This is a genomic window from Kribbella sp. NBC_01510 (assembly GCF_045040325.1).
Lineage (GTDB): Bacteria > Actinomycetota > Actinomycetes > Propionibacteriales > Kribbellaceae > Kribbella.
The window spans coordinates 4011119-4028130 of the sequence record NZ_CP109418.1 but is presented as its reverse complement, the minus strand read 5'-3'; the positions used below and the strand labels follow the sequence as shown (position 1 = coordinate 4028130).

At 68.8% G+C, this 17012-nt stretch carries 16 protein-coding genes; 9 read left to right on the top strand and 7 right to left on the bottom strand.

Annotated features, from left to right (window positions below):
- The first annotated feature begins 207 nt into the window (after positions 1 to 207).
- The 3 genes from OG558_RS20085 (at position 208) to OG558_RS20075 (ending at position 2860) form a co-directional block, all read left to right on the top strand.
- Complete coding sequence (locus OG558_RS20085) at positions 208 to 780, top strand: helix-turn-helix domain-containing protein (protein ID WP_405071616.1); 573 nt, start codon at positions 208 to 210, stop codon at positions 778 to 780.
- Positions 777 to 1490, top strand: coding sequence for a hypothetical protein (locus tag OG558_RS20080; protein WP_405071615.1), 714 nt, complete (start codon positions 777 to 779; stop codon positions 1488 to 1490). Before OG558_RS20085 ends, OG558_RS20080 begins: the two co-directional genes overlap by 4 nt.
- A gap of 218 nt (positions 1491 to 1708) precedes the next feature.
- Complete coding sequence (locus tag OG558_RS20075; RefSeq protein ID WP_405071614.1) at positions 1709 to 2860, top strand: hypothetical protein; 1152 nt, start codon at positions 1709 to 1711, stop codon at positions 2858 to 2860.
- A 63-nt stretch (positions 2861 to 2923) separates the two neighbouring features.
- On the opposite strand, the gene OG558_RS20070 is transcribed toward OG558_RS20075, so the two are convergent.
- Positions 2924 to 5227, bottom strand: a complete 2304-nt coding sequence (locus OG558_RS20070; protein ID WP_405071613.1) for a M4 family metallopeptidase — start codon at positions 5225 to 5227, stop codon at positions 2924 to 2926.
- Between the two features lie 366 nt (positions 5228 to 5593).
- Between OG558_RS20070 and OG558_RS20065 the strand changes: the two genes are divergently transcribed.
- Positions 5594 to 7294 (top strand): FHA domain-containing protein, encoded by a 1701-nt coding sequence (locus tag OG558_RS20065; protein WP_405071612.1) that lies wholly within the window; start codon positions 5594 to 5596, stop codon positions 7292 to 7294.
- 16 nt (positions 7295 to 7310) lie between these two features.
- Here OG558_RS20065 and OG558_RS20060 read toward each other — a convergent pair whose 3' ends face one another.
- Positions 7311 to 7727, bottom strand: a complete 417-nt coding sequence (locus OG558_RS20060; protein WP_405071611.1) for a MarR family winged helix-turn-helix transcriptional regulator — start codon at positions 7725 to 7727, stop codon at positions 7311 to 7313.
- A gap of 110 nt (positions 7728 to 7837) precedes the next feature.
- Between OG558_RS20060 and OG558_RS20055 the strand changes: the two genes are divergently transcribed.
- The 3 genes from OG558_RS20055 to OG558_RS20045 all read left to right on the top strand — a co-directional run bounded on the left by OG558_RS20055 (position 7838) and on the right by OG558_RS20045 (position 10437).
- Positions 7838 to 8719 carry an MBL fold metallo-hydrolase gene (locus OG558_RS20055; RefSeq protein WP_405071610.1) on the top strand — a complete coding sequence of 294 codons (882 nt, stop codon included), beginning with the start codon at positions 7838 to 7840 and terminating at the stop codon, positions 8717 to 8719.
- A gap of 72 nt (positions 8720 to 8791) precedes the next feature.
- Positions 8792 to 9229 (top strand): MarR family transcriptional regulator, encoded by a 438-nt coding sequence (locus OG558_RS20050; protein ID WP_405071609.1) that lies wholly within the window; start codon positions 8792 to 8794, stop codon positions 9227 to 9229.
- Positions 9226 to 10437 carry an epoxide hydrolase family protein gene (locus OG558_RS20045; protein WP_405071608.1) on the top strand — a complete coding sequence of 404 codons (1212 nt, stop codon included), beginning with the start codon at positions 9226 to 9228 and terminating at the stop codon, positions 10435 to 10437. Before OG558_RS20050 ends, OG558_RS20045 begins: the two co-directional genes overlap by 4 nt.
- 2 nt (positions 10438 to 10439) lie before the next feature.
- Here the strand turns inward: OG558_RS20045 and OG558_RS20040 are convergent, their stop codons facing one another.
- Genes OG558_RS20040 through OG558_RS20030 form a run of 3 tightly spaced genes read right to left on the bottom strand, consistent with a single transcriptional unit; the run spans position 10440 to position 11936 of the window.
- Positions 10440 to 10646 (bottom strand): hypothetical protein, encoded by a 207-nt coding sequence (locus OG558_RS20040; protein ID WP_405071607.1) that lies wholly within the window; start codon positions 10644 to 10646, stop codon positions 10440 to 10442.
- Positions 10647 to 10675: 29 nt separating this feature from the next.
- Positions 10676 to 11110, bottom strand: coding sequence for a MarR family winged helix-turn-helix transcriptional regulator (locus tag OG558_RS20035; protein ID WP_328523453.1), 435 nt, complete (start codon positions 11108 to 11110; stop codon positions 10676 to 10678).
- 31 nt (positions 11111 to 11141) lie between these two features.
- Complete coding sequence (locus OG558_RS20030; protein ID WP_405072185.1) at positions 11142 to 11936, bottom strand: alpha/beta fold hydrolase; 795 nt, start codon at positions 11934 to 11936, stop codon at positions 11142 to 11144.
- A gap of 412 nt (positions 11937 to 12348) precedes the next feature.
- Here OG558_RS20030 and OG558_RS20025 point away from each other — a divergent pair, with 412 nt between their 5' ends.
- Together OG558_RS20025 and OG558_RS20020 are read left to right on the top strand one after the other, a co-directional pair.
- Complete coding sequence (locus OG558_RS20025; RefSeq protein WP_405071606.1) at positions 12349 to 14145, top strand: SulP family inorganic anion transporter; 1797 nt, start codon at positions 12349 to 12351, stop codon at positions 14143 to 14145.
- 269 nt (positions 14146 to 14414) lie between these two features.
- A complete protein-coding gene (locus OG558_RS20020; RefSeq protein WP_329474439.1) occupies positions 14415 to 14894 on the top strand; it encodes an NUDIX hydrolase in 480 nt (159 codons plus the stop codon).
- A gap of 52 nt (positions 14895 to 14946) precedes the next feature.
- Here OG558_RS20020 and OG558_RS20015 read toward each other — a convergent pair whose 3' ends face one another.
- Complete coding sequence (locus tag OG558_RS20015; RefSeq protein WP_405071605.1) at positions 14947 to 16161, bottom strand: acyl-CoA dehydrogenase family protein; 1215 nt, start codon at positions 16159 to 16161, stop codon at positions 14947 to 14949.
- The gene (locus OG558_RS20010; RefSeq protein WP_405071604.1) at positions 16158 to 16946 is read right to left on the bottom strand and encodes a DapH/DapD/GlmU-related protein; all 789 of its coding nucleotides are present in this window, start codon (positions 16944 to 16946) and stop codon (positions 16158 to 16160) included. Before OG558_RS20010 ends, OG558_RS20015 begins: the two co-directional genes overlap by 4 nt.
- Between the last annotated feature and the right edge of the window lie 66 nt (positions 16947 to 17012).

Sequence of the window (17012 nt, the reverse complement as noted above, 5' to 3'; positions counted from 1 at the left end):
AAGTAAGTACCTTACGGCCGCCGGCCCCATCCGCCCAGCCCCTGGGCAATCGCTCTCCGGCTCCGCACACCTCGCCCCGGCCGGACGCCCGGCCCATCACAATTGCCGCCCCACCGAATCCCCCAGCGGGCAGGCGTTCATGGGGTCGTCATTGGAATGGCCTGGCGGTCCCTTGACAGATTTTTCTGTCAAGTGGAGATTGGAGACATGCTGCGATATGTCGAGGAGCCGGAGAAGGTGCGGATGGCGCTGTCGCCGATCAGGCGCCGGCTGCTCGAGCTGCTCCGGGAGCCCTCCTCGGCCACGCAGCTCGCGGCGGTGCTGGAGCTGCCGCGCCAGCGGGTGAACTACCACCTGCGCGAGCTCGAGAAGGCCGGCCTGGTCGAGCTGGTCGAGGAGCGGCAGCGGCGCGGGTTCACCGAGCGGATCCTGCGAGCGTCGGCCGCGATATTGGTGGTCGACCCGGCTGTGATGGGTCGCGGGTTCATCCAGATCCAGGACCAGTACGCCGCCGAGCACCTCGTGGACGTTGCCTCCGGCACCGTTCGGGACGTGGCCCGGATGCAGAGCGCGGCCGATGCCGAGGGCAAGCGGCTGCTCACGTTCACCCTCGAGACCGAGGTGCGGTTCGCCGAGCCGGGCGACGTTCACGCCTTCACCGACGCGTTGACCGAGGCGGTGCGACGGACGGTCGCCGAGTTCGATGCCGAGGGTGGGCGCCCGTATCGGCTGATCGCGGGCGGCCACCCGGCACCCCGTCGTACCGAAGGAGACTCATGAGCGAGGACAGGCCACAGATCGTGGTGACCGTGGCGGCGCCCGTCGAGGGGGTGTGGGACGCGCTGCGCGACAAGCAGAAGATCCGGCACTGGCACGGCTGGGAGTACGAGGGCCCCGAGGGCGGCCTGGACGAGGAGATCGACCTCATCTACTTCACCCGCGCAGTCGAGGAGGGCACGACCCTGACCCTCGGCAACGGCGACGAGTTCGTGGTCGAGCCGGTCGAAGGTGGCGCGCGGATCACGCTGACCCGGGCTCCGCGCGGCGCCGACCCCAAGTGGGAGGCGTACTACGACGACGTCACCGAAGGCTGGACGACCTTCCTCAACCAGCTGCGGTTCGCCGTCGAACGCCACCCCGGCGAGGCCCGCCATACGCTGTTCTACTCCGGGACCGGCCCCGTCTCCCCGATGGCCGAGCTCGGCATCTCCCCCGGCCCCGCCGGCAGCGCCTACGAGCTCGAGTTGGTGGGCGAGCAGGTGAAGGGCGAGGTCTGGTACACCTCCGAGCACCAGATCGGCCTGACGGTAGATGCCTGGGGCAACGGTCTGCTGGTGCTCAGCCACGTCCCGCCCGGTGACCAGAAACCTGACGGCGCCACGATGGCCGTCCTCAGCCTCTACGGAGACACCGACCGCACCGAACTCGACGCCCGCTGGCGTGCGTGGTGGGAGCCGCGCTACCCGGCCAAGCTCGACCTCGGCGGCTGAGCCTGGCGCGAGAGTGTTGACACGGCGGTGACAGGGCGCAAAGGTGTCAGCACTCTCGGTCTATCGGTGAGTGGTTACCCGGAAGTACATTTCTGCCGACGGTGATCGGGTGGGGGTCCTGACGATCACCGAACTCCGGCGAGAGAGGCCTTCCGGTGCGAATTCCGACCTCTACCTTTTCGTCTTGGCGTCGAGTGTCCCTGATCCTTGTGCTCTCCATGACCGGGCTCGGCCTGGTCGCATCCCCCGCGATGGCCGACGGCCCCGGGGCCGGCACGCCGTACGTCGTCACCGTCGGCGACTCCTACATCTCGGGCGAGGCCGGCCGGTGGGCCGGGAGCTCGAACAACTCCGAGGCACCGGCCGACGCACTCGGCGCGCATGCCTATCACGACAACGCCAGCCATACCGCCGAGCTGATCCCGAAGTGCCACCGCAGCCAGTCCGCGGAGGCGTACATCGGCGGCGGGGTCGGCGGGCTGGACCTGGCCTGCTCCGGCGCCCGCACCACGACCAGTACCGGTGACGATTTCAAGCCGGGCATCGACTTCTACGACGACGGCGCCGGGCACCTCGGTCAGGCGAAGATGCTGCAGCAGTTCGCGGCCGGCCACAACGTCACGCAGGTGGTCGTCTCGATCGGCGGCAACGACTTCAACTTCGCATCGATCGTGACGTCGTGCGTGACCGACTTCCTGACGTCGCCGTCGTGGTTCCCGGACTACTGCAAGGACGACTCGTCGGTCGTCGCCAACTTCACGGCCGCCAACGTCACCGCCGTACGCGGGCGCATCGCGACCGCCTTCCAGAACGTCCGCACCGCCATGCGGAACGCGGGGTACGGCGACAACGCGTGGACCCTGCTCGTCCAGACCTACCCGTCGCCGATCCCGGCCGCGAGCGGGTTCCGGTACGGGCAGAGCGGTTATACCCGGCAGAGCGTCGGCGGCTGCGGCTTCTGGAACTCCGACGCCGACTGGGCGAACAGCACCGCTCTCAACACCATCAACACCACGGTCCGCGCCGCGATGGGCCAGTCCGGCCTGACCAACACGCGACTGCTCGAACTCCAGTCCGCCTTCAACGGCCGCCGCCTGTGCGAGAACACGGTCGGCCTCTACGAGGAGGTCGGCCTGAGCTCCTGGACCCAGCCGACCGCGGTCGACAAGACCGAGTGGATCAACCAGATCCGCACCGTCACGACGATCGGCTCCGACTACTACATCCAGGAATCCCTCCACCCCAACTACTGGGCCCAGCTCGCCCTCCGCTCCTGCGTCCGCCAGACCTACACCCAGAACCGCGGCGGCACCTGCATCATCGCCGCCCCCGGCCTCACCAACGGCGAACCCCGGATGATCCTCAACTGACCCGAACGCACCGGCCGCCGTACCCCTGGCTGGGGTACGGCGGCCGGTGTCGTCAGGCTGGGATCAGCTCAGGTTCAGGCCTGTGTCGTCGATGACGAACGAGGTCTGGAGGGAGCTGTCCTCGGTGCCGGTGAAGCTGATCGACACCGTCTGACCCGCGAACGACGACACGTTGAACGACTTCAGCGAGTAGCCACTCGCCTTGTTCAGGTTCGAGTACGTCGCCAGCGTGGTCGAGCCCGCCTTCACCGTCAGCTTGTCGTACTGCGTCGTGGTGGTGGTCTCGGCGGAGTCGATGTGCAGGTAGAACGACAGCGTCGCGCTGCACCCGGCCGGGATCGCCACCGACTGGCTCAGCGTGTCGGTGTGCGTGCTGCCGTAGCCGTCCAGCCACGCCTTCCAGGTCCCGCTGTGCGCGGGCTGGGAAGCGGTGTTGTCGATCACTCCGGTCGACGCCGACCACGGCGTCGCCGTACCGGTCTCGAAGCCCGGGTTGCCGAGCTTCTGGCCGGAGCAGCCGCCGGTGCCACCGACGGTGATCGTGAACGACGTGCTGCCCGAACCACCGGCACTCGCGGTCGCCGTCGCGGTGACATTGAAGGTGCCGCTGGCGGTCGGGGTGCCGGACACGGTCCCGGTGGAGGAACCGATCGTGACGCCGCCCGGCAGGCCGGTGGCCGACCAGGTGTACGGCGCGGTGCCGCCGGTCGCCGTCAGCGTGAACGGCGAGATCGCCGTACCGACGGTGCCGGTCTTGTTACCCGGGTTGTTGACCGTGACGCCGCCGCTGCTGCTGCAGGTCGGGTCGCCCGACTGCGCCGGAACGCTGACCGCGTCCCACGCCGCCTTCACGGTGTTGAACTCGGTGCAACTGCCCGGGTACAGGTTCTTGGCCGCGGTCAGGGTCCAGGTCCGGTACTTCAGGTACGAGCTGCTGCTGGTCTTCATCAGCATCGCGTTGTACATGATCCGGATCGCCTTCTGGATGCCCAGGCCGGTGACCGTCGAGTTGTTGCAGGTCGGGACGTTCGGCGAGCCGCCGCTGCCCTGGGACAGCAGGACGAACCAGTGGTCGCCCGGACCGGCAGCGGCGTGCACCTCGGCGCCCGGGATCGAGCTCGAGTAGCAGTTCGGGTCGCCGACCGCCGACGGGTTGTACATGTTGCGGATCGGGCCGCTGCCCACCAGGTTGACCTCTTCACCGACGAGGAAGTCCGGCGGGTCGTAGGCCGACGCCTGGTTGCTGTACCACTCGCTGGCCGCGCCGAAGGTGTCGGCGACGAACTCCTGCGTGCCCGAACCGGAGATACCGCCAGGGGTGTGGTCGTCGATGCCGTGGCCCAGCTCGTGACCCACGACGTCCAGCGAACCGATCCAGCCGCCGGCTGTGTTGTGGCCCACCTGCACCTGCGTGCCGTCGTAGTACGCGTTCTCGTCGTTCAGGCCGACGCGGATCGGCCAGCCGCCACCGTTGCCGTCGAAGCCGTTACGGCCGAGCCAGTCGGTCAGCATGTGCCGCTCGGTCTGAGCGGTGAACAGCGCGTCGACGCAGCCGGTTTCCTTGCTGGTCGCGTTGCCGTTGCCCCAGTTGTCGTCCGGGCCGGAGAACGTGGTGTTGTTCGCCGCGTCCTGGCAGGACTGGTTGGTGGTGTTCGGGTCCTTCATCGAGTACGTGCTGCCGGACAGCGTGGTGTCCAGGTGGACCGGGCTCGGTCCGCTGTACGCCGCCGTACCGTTGCCGGCCATCACGTGTTCCTGGGTGCCGAGCACCTTGCCGCTCTGCGCGTCGACGTACACCGACAGGCTCGACGGCTCCTTGCCGTTGCTCCCGGTGACACGGGACTGCCACGCCAGCTTCGGCGTGCCGTTGAGGGCGTACACGGCCAGCGTCGGCGTGGTCGACGAGTCGACCCGCTTCAGTTGCTTGGTCGCGGTCGCCTTGGCGTCCGCGGCGGTGACCTTGGCGGCCGTCGACAGGTCGGGTACGGCGGTGGTCTGGGCCACGGACGTGGCCTGCACCGCACCTTTTTCGTCGGTGACGACGACGAAGTCACCACCGACGACCGGGAGTCCCTTGTACGAGCGCTCGTACGGGACGTACTGCAGGCCGGACGGCTCGGAGATCACCGCTTTGGCGGTGAACTTGTCGTCCTTGCCGGCATGCAGACCGGCCGGCCGGTTCGCGACCAGCGAGGAGGCAGCGTCGGCGGCGTACGCCTTCGACTGTGCCTGCGTGGGCCGGGGAGGTGGTGCCGCATTCGGCGCGGCTCCGGCCGCTGAAGTTCCGAATCCGGCGAGCGCCGCTACCGCGAGGCTGGTGACCGCGAGAACGGCAGCTGGCGTGCGGGAACGCTGAAACAAGACCATGGATGTGGTCCCTTCGCGAAGAAGGTGCTGGGCGGGTTGCGCCTCGCCGGACTGCAGGCAGGTGCACCACCTCTGCCTGGGACCTCCGGCCTATCCACCGGTTTGTTGCCCTCGCCTTTCAATCGGCCGCCGATGGATCGCGCGGACGGACACTATGCCCGCGCCGATCACCGGGCAAGGCGCTCCGATGCCGCTGGCACGACTCGGACAATGACCGCGTTGTCATCGCGCGATTACAGAGAAAATCGGCCTTTGAGCTGACAAAGTCGGGAACATCACGCAGGTCGAGGACGGGGTGGCCTGGACCAATCGCCGATGCTGCGGGCAGAATCGCGCAGACGGGTTGGCTGCCGGGCTGGGGTGTGAGTGGAAACCGAATTCGCGCTGTCACTCGGCACGCAGCGCTGGACGCTGCCGGCCGAGAGCGACACGATCACGATCGGGCGTGCCTCGAACGCCGACATCCGGTTGCAGGCCGACGACCAGATCTCCCGGATCCACGCCCGCCTGGGCCGCACCGGCACGACCTGGACCCTGTACGACGAGTCCCGCAACGGCACCGGCCTCAACGGCCGCCGCCTGGCCGCCCCCACCCCCCTCACCGAAGGCGACCGAATCCACATCGGCCGCTCAGTCCTGACGTTCCACGAAACCCCGGTCCAGGCCCAGGCGGCGCCCGCCCCGAGCCCTGCCGCCTCCGCTCCCGGCCCCGCAGCCTCCGCGCCTGCCGCCCCGCCGCCCACCGCTGCGGTCCCACCACCCGCGGAGTTCGGCAGTCCAGGGCCCGCCACACCGCCCGCTGGCCCGGACGCACCCGGCCCGGTCCCCGAGGACCCAGCCCCATTCATCCCCGCGGACCTCACCTCACCACGTCAAACCCCACCCGCGGACGCCAACCGCCCGAGCCCCTTCGCCCCCTCGTCGGAGCCGGGCTATTTCACCCCCGCCGACCCCGAGTCAGAGGCCGGCCGGTTCACGTCGGACGCCGGGCCCTTCACCCCCGCGGATCATGCGTCGGAGTCGGGTCCGTTTGCGGCTGACGAGGCTGAGGGGAGTCCGTTCGGGTCTGCGGGCTCCGGCTCGCTCGACAACGCGGCGCCGCCGCCGGCCCCGCCGGACATCCCGCGCCGGGAAGATGCCCCCGGCAACTTCCCGCTCTTCCCGGACGAACCGTCGTACGAAGGCACCGGCGAAGACGCCCCCTGGGCCGCCTACCCGTCCGACAACTCCGAGCCCGCCAACTCTCCGTGGGACCAGGACAACTCACCGGCCGCACAGCCGAGCTGGAACGAGTCGGCCAGCTGGCCCGATACCAGCCGAGCGCACCAGCCCGACCGCCTCCCGCCGACCGACCGCGTCGGGCCCGACGACGACGGCTCCGAGGAGGTCGGCACGGTCCGCCTCCTTCGCGTGCTGCTGATCGCCGGCGCGGTGGTCGTCCTCGGCCTGGTGATCAACCTGATCGTCACGTTCCTCGCGGACGGCCCCGGCGGCGCGCTGCGCTGGTTCGTCCCACCGGCGATCGCTCTGGTCCTGGCCATGATCATCGCCCTCCTCGACGCTGCCGCACCGAAGGGCCGCGCCGCCGGCCGGCTCGATGTGTCGATCGTCGTCGCGATCGTCGTCGTACTCGTCGGCGTCGGTGTCGGCGGCTTCGCCCTCACCGCGGGCGCGGAGTACGTCGGCGGCTACCTCACCGGCAACGAGTCCGGCGAGGCCCGCCTGATCAAACCCGTCGCCAAGACCGTCGACGGTCTCACCGTCACCGTCCAGAACGTCACCTACACGAGCCACTTCACCCGCGTCGACCTCCTGGTCAAGAACACCGGCGGGCAGGCGGTCAAACTGCCTCTGAAGGGCAACGCCACCTTCACCGGCGCCGAGGGCAACGCTCTGCGCGCCGACGCCTCACGCAGCCAGTGGCCCGGCAGCATCCCCGCCGGCGGGTCCGAACACGGCACCATCACCTTCACCGGTCACCTCCCCGACGCCACCACGGCGGCCGCCCTCACCCTGAAGTCCGGCGACACGGACGTCGCCGTCTCCGGCATCGTCCTGACCAAGTGACACGCGCCTGGGCAGCTCAGCGCTTGGTGATCGCCCGGTCCAGGAGCTGCTGCAGCGTGTTCTGCTCCGCCGTGCTCAGGCCGGCCAGCGGTGATTCCTGAGCGAGGAGCTCGAGCAGATCGGCGCGCAGCGCCTTCCCCTTCGTGGTGAGCACGAGGTGGCGCGCCCGCCGGTCCGTCGGGTGCGGGCGACGTTCGATCAGGCCCTGGTTCTCCAGCTTGTCGACCACGAACGTCGCGTTCGACGGCTCGCAGCTCATCCGCTCGGCCAGCTCGCCCATCGTCATCGGGCCGGACAGCTCGCGCAGCGCGGTCGCTTGCGGAGCGGTCAGGCCGAGCTTCACCGCGCGCGCCCGCAGGTGCTCGCCGATCTGGTGGGACAGCCCGTTCACCAGCCCACACAGCTGCCGCTCGGCGGCCTCCGGACTCGTCATGCCCGCACCCTACCTTATTCATCAAGCCAGAATATTTATAGCTTGAATCTTTCAAGTCAGATGTTTTATCGTCGTCGGCGTTCGATCCGCCTTCGACGAAAGAGCGCACGATGACCACAGCATCCGGCGACCGCCTCCGCCGCCCGGCCCGCCTCCGTTCCGTCGACCTCGGCCCGATCCGGGTCAGTTACGTGCCGGACGGCGCCGTCCAACTCGTCCCGCACGGCTGGTTCCCGGAGACGACCGAGGAGATCTGGGCCCGACATCGCGAGTACGTCGACGACACAGGCCACCTGGCCGGCAGCCTCGGCGGCCTGCTGATCGAGTACGGCGAACGCGCGCTGCTCGTCGACGCCGGCTTCGGACCGGATGCCTGGCCGGCCACACCCGGCAACCCGATCGGCGTGATTCGCGGCGGCGCGCTGCTGGACAATCTCGCCGCACTGGGCCGCAAGCCGGAGGAGATCGAGGCGGTCGCCTTCACCCACCTGCACGTCGACCACCTCGGCTGGGCCTGGCACCCGGCACCGGGCAGCGACAAACCGGCGTTCGCCCATGCCGATTACTTGCTCACGGAGCCCGAGTGGTCGAATCCCGAACTGGCCGAGGCCGAAGGCACGAGCCGCGAGATCCTCGACGTACTGCGCCCCCGGGTGCGAACTGTGGCCGACGGCAACGAGATCTTCCCCGGTGTCCGCGTCCAGCTGACCGGCGGTCACACGATCGGCCATGCGGCGTACGTCGTCGAGGCGGCCGGCCGGCGCCTGATCGCGTTCGGCGACGCGCTGCACTCGCCGATCCAGATCGCCCGCCCGGAATGGTGGGCCGCGCCCGACCACGACCGCACCCTCTCCACCTCACACCGCCACCGCCTGATCAAGGAACTCTCGCAGCCGGACACCCTCGGCTTCGGCATCCATTTCGCCGACGTCCCCTTCGGCCACGTCGAAACCCACGACGGTCAGCCCGAATGGCACCCCATCGACGCCTGAGGGCCGGCCTGTCGGCCCCGGCAACCGGGACCGCTCTGCTCGCTTATATCGAAGATTGATATAGTTCAGGGCATGGCGGACGGGTTGGATGTGGATCGGCTGACCACGGTGATCGAGGACTTCAACACGATCTTCATCCGGTTGCCGTCGGTGCGCAGGATCAACTTCTCGACGTTGTCGGTGCTGCACACGCTGTCACGCAAGGGCCCGCTGCGCCTGACCGATCTGCTGGCGACCGAGCAGCTCAAGCAGCCCGCCCTGACCAGCCTGGTCGCGAAGCTGGTGCAGGACGGACTGCTGCGACGCCGCCCCGATCCGAGCGACGGGCGGGCGATGCTGCTGTCATTGAGTCGATCGGGCCGGCAGATCGTCCGCTCCCGCCATGCGAACCGGGTCGCGAAGCTCACCCGCCTCGTCGACCAGCTCACCCCCGAGGAGCGCGCCGTACTCGCGGGCTCCGTCCACGTACTGACCCGGCTGACCGAGATCGCCGCTGAGGAGCAACCATGACCGGCTTTCCCCTGGAGCCCGCACCGATCCATGTCCCCGACGAGGTCCTCGACGACCTGCGCCGCCGGCTCATCGCGACCAAGTGGCCGCTCGACGTCGGGAACGACGACGGCTTCTACGGCGTACGTCGTACCCAACTGCAGGCCCTGGTCGAGTACTGGGCCGACGGGTTCGACTGGCGGGCGGCGGAGCGGGCGATCAACGCGTACGAGCATTACCGCGTCGACGTCGGCGGCGTACCCGTTCACTTGATGCGCAAGGCCGGCGTCGGGCCGCGGCCGATCCCGCTGATCCTGAGTCACGGCTGGCCGTGGACGTTCTGGCACTGGTCGAAGGTGATCGATCCGCTCGCGGACCCGGCGTCGTACGGCGGTGATCCGGCCGACGCGTTCGACGTGATCGTGCCGTCGCTGCCCGGGTTCGGGTTCTCCACGCCGCTGACGAACCAGCCGGACATGAACTTCTGGAAGATCGCCGACGTCTGGCACGAGCTGATGACCGGAGTGCTCGGCTTCGAGCGGTACGCCGCCGGTGGGTGCGATGTCGGCGCGCTGGTGACCGGACAACTCGGGCACAAGTACGCCGACGAGCTCTACGGGATCCACATCGGTTCGGGGCTGAAGCTCACGTTCTTCAACGGCGATCGCGGCTGGGACCTGAGCGGCGGCAACCCGATTCCACCCAACCTGCCGCCGATCGTCCACCATCGGATTGTCGAGTTCGAGCGCCGCTTCGCCGCCCACCTCGCGACTCACGTGCTCGATCCGAGCACCCTCGGGTTCGGCCTCGCCGACTCACCGGCCGGCATGCTCGCGTGGATCCTCGAGCGCTGGCTCAGCTGGTCCGAGGGCGACAAGGCGTTCGGCGACGACGACCTGCTCACCCACGCCACGATCTACTGGGCGGGCAACGCGATCGACACCTCGATCCGCACCTACGCCAACAACAACCGCTACCCCTGGACGCCGTCGCACGACCGCACGCCGGCGATCGAGGCCCCCACCGGCATCACCTTCGTCGGCTACGAGAACCCACCCGGCGTCAACACGCCGGAGGAACGCATCCAGAACTTCCTCAGCAGTGATCGCGCGGCTTGGTACAACCACGTCAACCTCACCGCCCATCCGCAGGGAGGTCACTTCATCCCGTGGGAGCTCCCCGGCGAGTGGACGGACGACCTGCGCCGTACCTTCCGCCCCTACCGCTGAGCTCAGTGGTCCGCCAGGCGGGGGTGGTCGCGCCAGGCCGGCATCGTCGCCATGTAGGCGAGGGTGTCGGCCTCGATCTTCTCCCGCGGGTCGTCGGGGTTGCGGCGCTGCTGCCAGGACACCATCGAAGCGAACCGGGTCTCGAAGTCCTGAAGGTTGCCGTCGGCATCGACGCAGTACGCGCAGTAGTGGCCGCTCTCGATCGGCATGCCGCAACTCTCGCACGTGGTGGTCATGGTCATCGCTCGGCTCCGTTCGATCGCACGAGATGGGACAGAGTGGTGAGCAGCACATCGCGCTCGCCGGATGGCAGTACGGCGAACGCCTCGGCTAGCGCGGCGACACTGAGTACGTCGCGATCCGCTCGCAGTACGGCGAATCCCTCCGGCGACAGCCACACCAGCGTGCGGCGCCGGTCCTGCGGATCGCGCTCGCGTTCCAGCACACCCTTGGACTCGAGCTGTGTCACGATGTCGCTGACGACCGACTGCGCACGATCCAGATGCAGCGCGATGTCTCCGACGGTCAACGGCCCGGTCTGCGAAAGGTGCTGCAGGACGGCCCGGCTCGCGCCGGACAGCTCGTTCCGCTTGCCGTCGCGCCGGTGAAACCGCAGGTACGTCTCGCGGAACAGATCGGCGAACGCCTGGGCGTCCTCTTCGGCCGTGCTCACACAGAGAATGTCCACCCCACCTGATCCATCGTCAATCCCGATGAATCCGCGCCTGCCGGACGGCCATCGGCGCCCCGTGCTCCACGTGCGGCCGCTCCGCACGGACGATCAGACGGCGAATCTGCTGGGCCACATCATCCGGCGCGTTCTCGTCGGGCGCGTTGTGGTCGAGACCGGGAAGTACGGCGTACTCGGCGCTCGGGATGATCGCGGCGAGGCGCGGGAGGATGCCGGTCAGGTACGCGGGCGACTTCTCACCACCGAGGAGAAGAGCCCGCGACGCGATCCCGGCGTACCTGCTGCCATCGGAGTCGAGGCGCACGATCTCCCCGATCTCGGCCGGTGTCGTCGGCATCATGTCCCGCGTCTCGCGCCCGCCGGACCCGTGCAGCATCAGGAATGCGATTGCCCAGAGCAATGAGGTCGCCTTGTACGGCAGCAGATCCGTGCCCTTGAGGAATGTCGCCATCGCCGCGGTCGGATGTCCCCCATCGAGCTGCTGCGTGAACGTGTTCAGCCAACTCGCGTCGAACGACCCCTCGATACTCACCGCCGGCTCGTAAGCAACCAGCGCGTCCAAGGGCCGCCGCAGTCCCACATGCAACGCCACCAACCCGCCGTAGCTGTGCCCGAACACCATTCGCGCACCGGTCCGCTCCATCACCGCCAGGACATCGTCGACCTCGGTCTCCACGCCGTACGACGCCCCTTGCGCCCCACTCACGCCACGGCCACGCCGCTCAACCACGTGCACCTCATGGGCCCCCGCGAGCCCTCGGGCCAGGCCTTCGTAGTGGTGGGCCCGCCGATTGTTTCCCGGAACCACCACGATCCCAGGGCCCGCCCCCAAGCTCAGAACCCCGATCGCCGCCCCATCCCCAGCCGCCACAACGCCCCGCCGCCACTCACGTCTCCGCACCCCAAGCCTCCCTCGTCCGTTTCCCCACCATCCCCGCCCCCACTGTCACACCCCTGTCACCTCTCTGGCATAACCCACCCGCAGCGCGATATCTGCCCATAACGGACATATTCACTGCCAATCCGGGTCCGGATGGCTGTGCGTTCGTACGCGCGCGACGGAAAGTCACGAGGAATCGGGCGCACGCGGAACGCACTTCGGTGGGCTGGTCGCAGAAGTCGCCCAGGTGAAGTCAGCCCGTAGGGGTGATGACGGGTTACCGGCCGGCTGTGAGCCTGAGGGAAGGACGCGACCGGTCCGTTGAGGAAGCGGGATGCCAATGGTCGAAGCAGAGGGCTCGAGCGGTGAGCCTGCGAAAGTCGTCCTCGTCCCCTACGAGAGTGCCTACGAGGGTCGTTCCCCGTTCGCCTCGTCGACCAAGCCACCATGGACGCGCCGCTACGTCCCGTTGGTCGACTCGCTGAAGAGCTACTCACGGGACAAGCTCCGGGTCGATGCGCTGGCGGGGCTGACGGTCGCCGCCCTTGCCCTCCCCGCGTCGATGGCATACGCCGAGCTCGCCGGGCTTCCCGTCACCGCCGGCCTGTATACCCTGCTGCTGCCCGTGCTGGCCTACGCGCTGCTCGGGTCGGGCCTACGCACCGTGGTCGGTCCGGAAGGTGCCGTGGCCCTGCTGGTCGCCAGTGCCCTCGCGCCGCTCGCCGCCGCGGGCTCGGCGCAGTACGCCACGTTGGCAGCCGCACTGGCCATCGCCGTCGGCGCCATCTTCCTCATCGCTCGGCTCCTGCGCCTGGGTTGGATCGCCGACTACTTCTCGCAGTCGGTGCTGGTCGGCTACATCAGCGGCGTGGCGGTGGTGATGATCCTCGGTCAATTGGAGAAGCTGACGGGCCTGTCCAGCACGTACAGCGGTGCCATCCGGGCGACGATCGACAACGTCGCACACATCGGCCATGCGAACCTGGCGACGGTGGCCGTGGCGGGTGGCGCCTTTGTCGTCCTGATCCTGCTCGGCCGTTTCCTTCCGCGCTGGCCCGGAGCCCTGGTCGTGGTCATCCTGGGCATCGTGGTGTCCTGGCTGTTCGACCTGGAGGCGCACGGTGTCGCCGTCACCGGCTCGATCCCGGCCGGACTGCCGTCGTTCGACCGGCCGCACATCACCGGCTCAGAGTGGCGCTCCCTGGCCCTGCCGGCCGCGGCGATCTTCCTGGTGAGCTTCTCGGATTCGATCCTGACCGCTCGATCCTTCGCAGCTCGGCACGGCGAGACCATCGACGCAGACCAGGAACTGCTCTCCTTCAGCGCGGCCGACGTCGCGGCCGGCTTCACGCACGGCATGCCAGTCGGCACCAGCGGATCCCGCACCGCCGTCAACGACTCGATGAAGGCCACCAGTCAGGTCAGTGGCCTCGTCGCCTTCGGCACCATCCTGCTGATCCTCCTGTTCCTCACCGCCCCCATTCGCTACCTGCCCTCCGCGATCCTCGGCGCGGTGATCGTCTACGCATCGCTGAAACTCATCGACCCGGCCCAGTGGCGAGAGCTGGCCAGGAGCAGCCGCACCGAGGTTGGCATCGCTGCGATCACCTCGGTGGTCGTGGTCGCCATCGGCGTGCTGCCGGCGATCGTGGTCGCCATGGGGCTGTCCATCATCGACGTGATCCGCCGCACCGCCATCCCGAGTGACGCCGTGCTGGGCTACTCAGAAGCCGACCAGCGATACGCCGACGTCGGCACCCACCCCGACGCGGGTATCACCCCCGGAGTGGTCGTCTACCGGATCCAGGAACGGCTCTTCTTCGCCAACGCCCACTTCTTCAAACGCCGGGTATGGGCGGCCGTCGACGGCGCACCCAAGCCCGTCGGCCACCTGATCCTGGACGCCACCATGATCAGCGGGATCGACGCCGCCGCGGTCGGGGCGATCACCGAGGTCCGGACCGGACTGCACAGCCGTAACATCACGTTCGAGGTCGCGCACGCAACCGACGAACTACGCGAGCAGTTCAGCGATACGGGCCTGACCAGCGTGATCGGCGCCGAGCACTTCCATGGCACCGTCGCGGCCGCCGTGCGGGCGTGCGCCCCGCAGCCTCGATCGATCTCCCCTGAGTGAACCCGCCCGATGGGGGATGTGAGCACCCGCCCGCCAGCGACGTCAGCGGTCGCGGAACGACGAAGTGCCTGGCCGATGTTGCTCTGACCGGGCACTTCTCAAGGGGTGGACCTAAATGCCGGATTGGGGGTGTCTTCTTCCGCCGACCGTCATCTCGGGCCTGTCAGAACGCTGTCACCAGCCGCAAGGTCGAGGCTAGGTAGCCCGCCCTGCCAGATGGATGGATGGATTAGCGGATCCGCCGCCGCGGCCGGGGGTAGCCTGCCGGGGTGACTTCATCGGGTGACTACACGGCGACGCTTCCCCGCAAACGTATGGGCGCTGGTGTCCTGTTCACTGACGTGGCTGGGCGTGCGCTGCTCGTCGAGCCCGTGTACAAGGACTACTGGGAGATCGTCGGCGGGTGTGTTGAGGAGAACGAGGCGCCGCGGCAAGCCGCTGTGCGCGAGATGAAAGAAGAGCTGGGCAAGACAGTCATGCCGGGGCGGCTGCTCGTGGTGGACTGGGTGCCGCCGCGACCAGATCGAACCGAGGGGGTCATGTTCGTCTATGACGGCGGCACCCTTGATGAGCAGAGCACGGCCGACATTCACTTGCCGCCGGACGAGCTGTCCCGCTGGGCGTGGTGCGACCAGGAGCAGATCGAGCAGCGGATGTCGCCGCTGCTGGCCCGGCGTGTGATCGCCTCGCTGCGGGCCAAAGCCGAGGGGACGGTGTTCGATCTGGAGAACGGCTTCCACTTGCCGTGACCGTGCTCCTTGGTGGAGCGCTCCAATCGTGGCGAGCGCGTCGTCGTGGTGCTCAGGCCGCCGGGTCGTAGTGATCAGCTGTCGCGACGTCAGCCCGGGTCGGTGCGATGCCGCCGGTCGGGGCGGCCAGGAGACTGACCCCGCCGGATCGGTAGAGGCTGTCGTGGATGCCGTCGGCGTACAGCAGCCCAGTCAGGTCGGCGCGGGCCTTGGCGACCGGATGAGCACGCTGAAAGCCGGCGGCGCCGATCAGCGGCGCCAGGTCGGCCACCGCGCGGACCGCGGTGTCGACGCCGGCTGCCTTGCCGACCCGGGCAGCGAAGTCGGCGTGCGGGTGTTCGTCAGCGGCCAGGCGGCTCGTAGTGATGGCGGCCAGCAGCGCAGCGGTGATCTCGGCGTGAGTCCTGCCGAGGACTACCAGGGCGTTGTCACGGATCCTGGGTAGCACCCCGACCCTGGCCTTGGCGGCCAGGGCGCCGGTGACCAGGGTGTGTACTCCGGCGGCTGTGCCTAGCGCTGTCGCGGTGACCAGGGGCCGGAACCCGGCGAAGTGACGCCGGAATACCCCGAGGCCATCACCGGGCCGGCCGATCAGGTCGGCGGCCGGATCCACCGGCACCTGGTTCAGGTGTAGCAGGCCCCACGACCAGCCCTCCAGCCCGAAAGGTTCGATGACCTCCCGCTCCACATGCGGCTGATCGGCGTCGACGACCGCGGCACTGATGCGTCCGTCGGGGTCGCGGAAGAACACCACGAATCCGGTCGACTCGATCAGCCGCGAAACCCAGCACTTCTCGCCGGTGATCTGCCAGGTCCCGTCGCGGCGCAGCACTGCGCGGGTGGTCATCTCCTGGATGCGTGAGCCGCCGTGTCGCTCGGTCGCGGCGATCCCCACCAGCTGCCCGGCCTCCACACGCGTACGCCAGCGGACAGCGGCGTCGGCGGTGCCCTCGGCGAGGATCATCGCTCCGTGGCCAGTCCCGGTCGCGTCCCGCAGGTCCAGGTCGTGGAACCCCGCGGTGAACTGCGCCAGGGTCTGCCACACCAGGCCTGCCCGCCCGGTCGGGGACCGGTGCCCGCGGCTGGCCAGGTCTCGGCGCACCTGCAGCAACCACTGTGACCGCGCCGTGGAATCTGCCAGCCGCGGCGCGGCCGCGCACAGGGCGCTGAGATCGTCGGCCAGGCGGTGCAGGTCGTGCCAGCCAGAGTCATCGACCTCGCCGATGCTGGATCGCAGCGGATCCAGCCAGATCGAAGCGCCGGTCACAGGATCACTTCCCCGTGCTGGGTGGCGGGCACGCCGTAGACGATGGCGCGGGCCCGGACGTCTTTGGTCACGACCGATCCGGCGCCGACAAGTGCGTGCTCGCCGACGGCGAGGCCTGCGAGGATGACCGCGCCGGAGCCGACCTTGCACCCGAACGCGAAGGACGGCGGCACGAGCGGCTGCTCGTGATCCGGATCGCGCCAGATCAACTCCTTGTCATTGATGGTGCGCACCCCGGCACCGATGAACGCCCGGTCCGCGACCACGGTGTCGGCGGTCAGGTGCGAGCCAGGTGAGCAGCGCACGCCGTCGCCGATGACACAGCCGCGCTCGATGGTCAGGTTCGCCGCTAGCTGGCTGCCGGCACCGACCCTGACGTTGGTACGTAGCAGTGTGTTATAGCCGATTGTGGTGTCATCACCGATGGCGGCGCCCGCATAGATCACGGCCCCGGCGCGCAGCACCACCCCAGCGCCAACCGCCGTAGGTGCGCCAGCGCCCTGGTAGACCCGGCGTACGGCGTATCCGTACTCTGGCTCGCCTACCACGGCCCGGTGCCCGATGCGGGTATCCCGGCCGATCGTGACGCCGCCGTGCACGATCGCGAAGGCGCCGACGGTGACGCGGTCGCCAAGCACGCTCGGGCGGATGGTGCCGAGCATGTCGGCCGGGAGGAACACTGCCGAGGGATGAATCTGGCAGCCGTCGCCAAGCTCCAGCAGCCCGGCCCGGACCAAGTCGGTGACGGTGGCCGGGGTGGCGCTCGGTGTGGTGAGGTGCATCATCGCGGGACTCCCCTGTCTTCGGCGGTTTCGATGCCTCCAGCACACCGGCAAGTGAACCCGGATCGA

What these genes read in the sequence shown, in the direction of transcription:
- OG558_RS20085 (WP_405071616.1), top strand. Translation starts at nt 208, where the DNA reads ATGCTGCGATATGTCGAGGAGCCGGAGAAGGTGCGGATGGCGCTGTCG.
- OG558_RS20080 (WP_405071615.1), top strand. Translation starts at nt 777, where the DNA reads ATGAGCGAGGACAGGCCACAGATCGTGGTGACCGTGGCGGCGCCCGTC.
- OG558_RS20075 (WP_405071614.1), top strand. Translation starts at nt 1,709, where the DNA reads ATGACCGGGCTCGGCCTGGTCGCATCCCCCGCGATGGCCGACGGCCCC.
- OG558_RS20070 (WP_405071613.1), bottom strand. Translation starts at nt 5,227, where the DNA reads ATGGTCTTGTTTCAGCGTTCCCGCACGCCAGCTGCCGTTCTCGCGGTC.
- OG558_RS20060 (WP_405071611.1), bottom strand. Translation starts at nt 7,727, where the DNA reads ATGACGAGTCCGGAGGCCGCCGAGCGGCAGCTGTGTGGGCTGGTGAAC.
- OG558_RS20055 (WP_405071610.1), top strand. Translation starts at nt 7,838, where the DNA reads ATGACCACAGCATCCGGCGACCGCCTCCGCCGCCCGGCCCGCCTCCGT.
- OG558_RS20050 (WP_405071609.1), top strand. Translation starts at nt 8,792, where the DNA reads ATGGCGGACGGGTTGGATGTGGATCGGCTGACCACGGTGATCGAGGAC.
- OG558_RS20045 (WP_405071608.1), top strand. Translation starts at nt 9,226, where the DNA reads ATGACCGGCTTTCCCCTGGAGCCCGCACCGATCCATGTCCCCGACGAG.
- OG558_RS20040 (WP_405071607.1), bottom strand. Translation starts at nt 10,646, where the DNA reads ATGCCGATCGAGAGCGGCCACTACTGCGCGTACTGCGTCGATGCCGAC.
- OG558_RS20025 (WP_405071606.1), top strand. Translation starts at nt 12,349, where the DNA reads ATGGTCGAAGCAGAGGGCTCGAGCGGTGAGCCTGCGAAAGTCGTCCTC.
- OG558_RS20010 (WP_405071604.1), bottom strand. Translation starts at nt 16,946, where the DNA reads ATGATGCACCTCACCACACCGAGCGCCACCCCGGCCACCGTCACCGAC.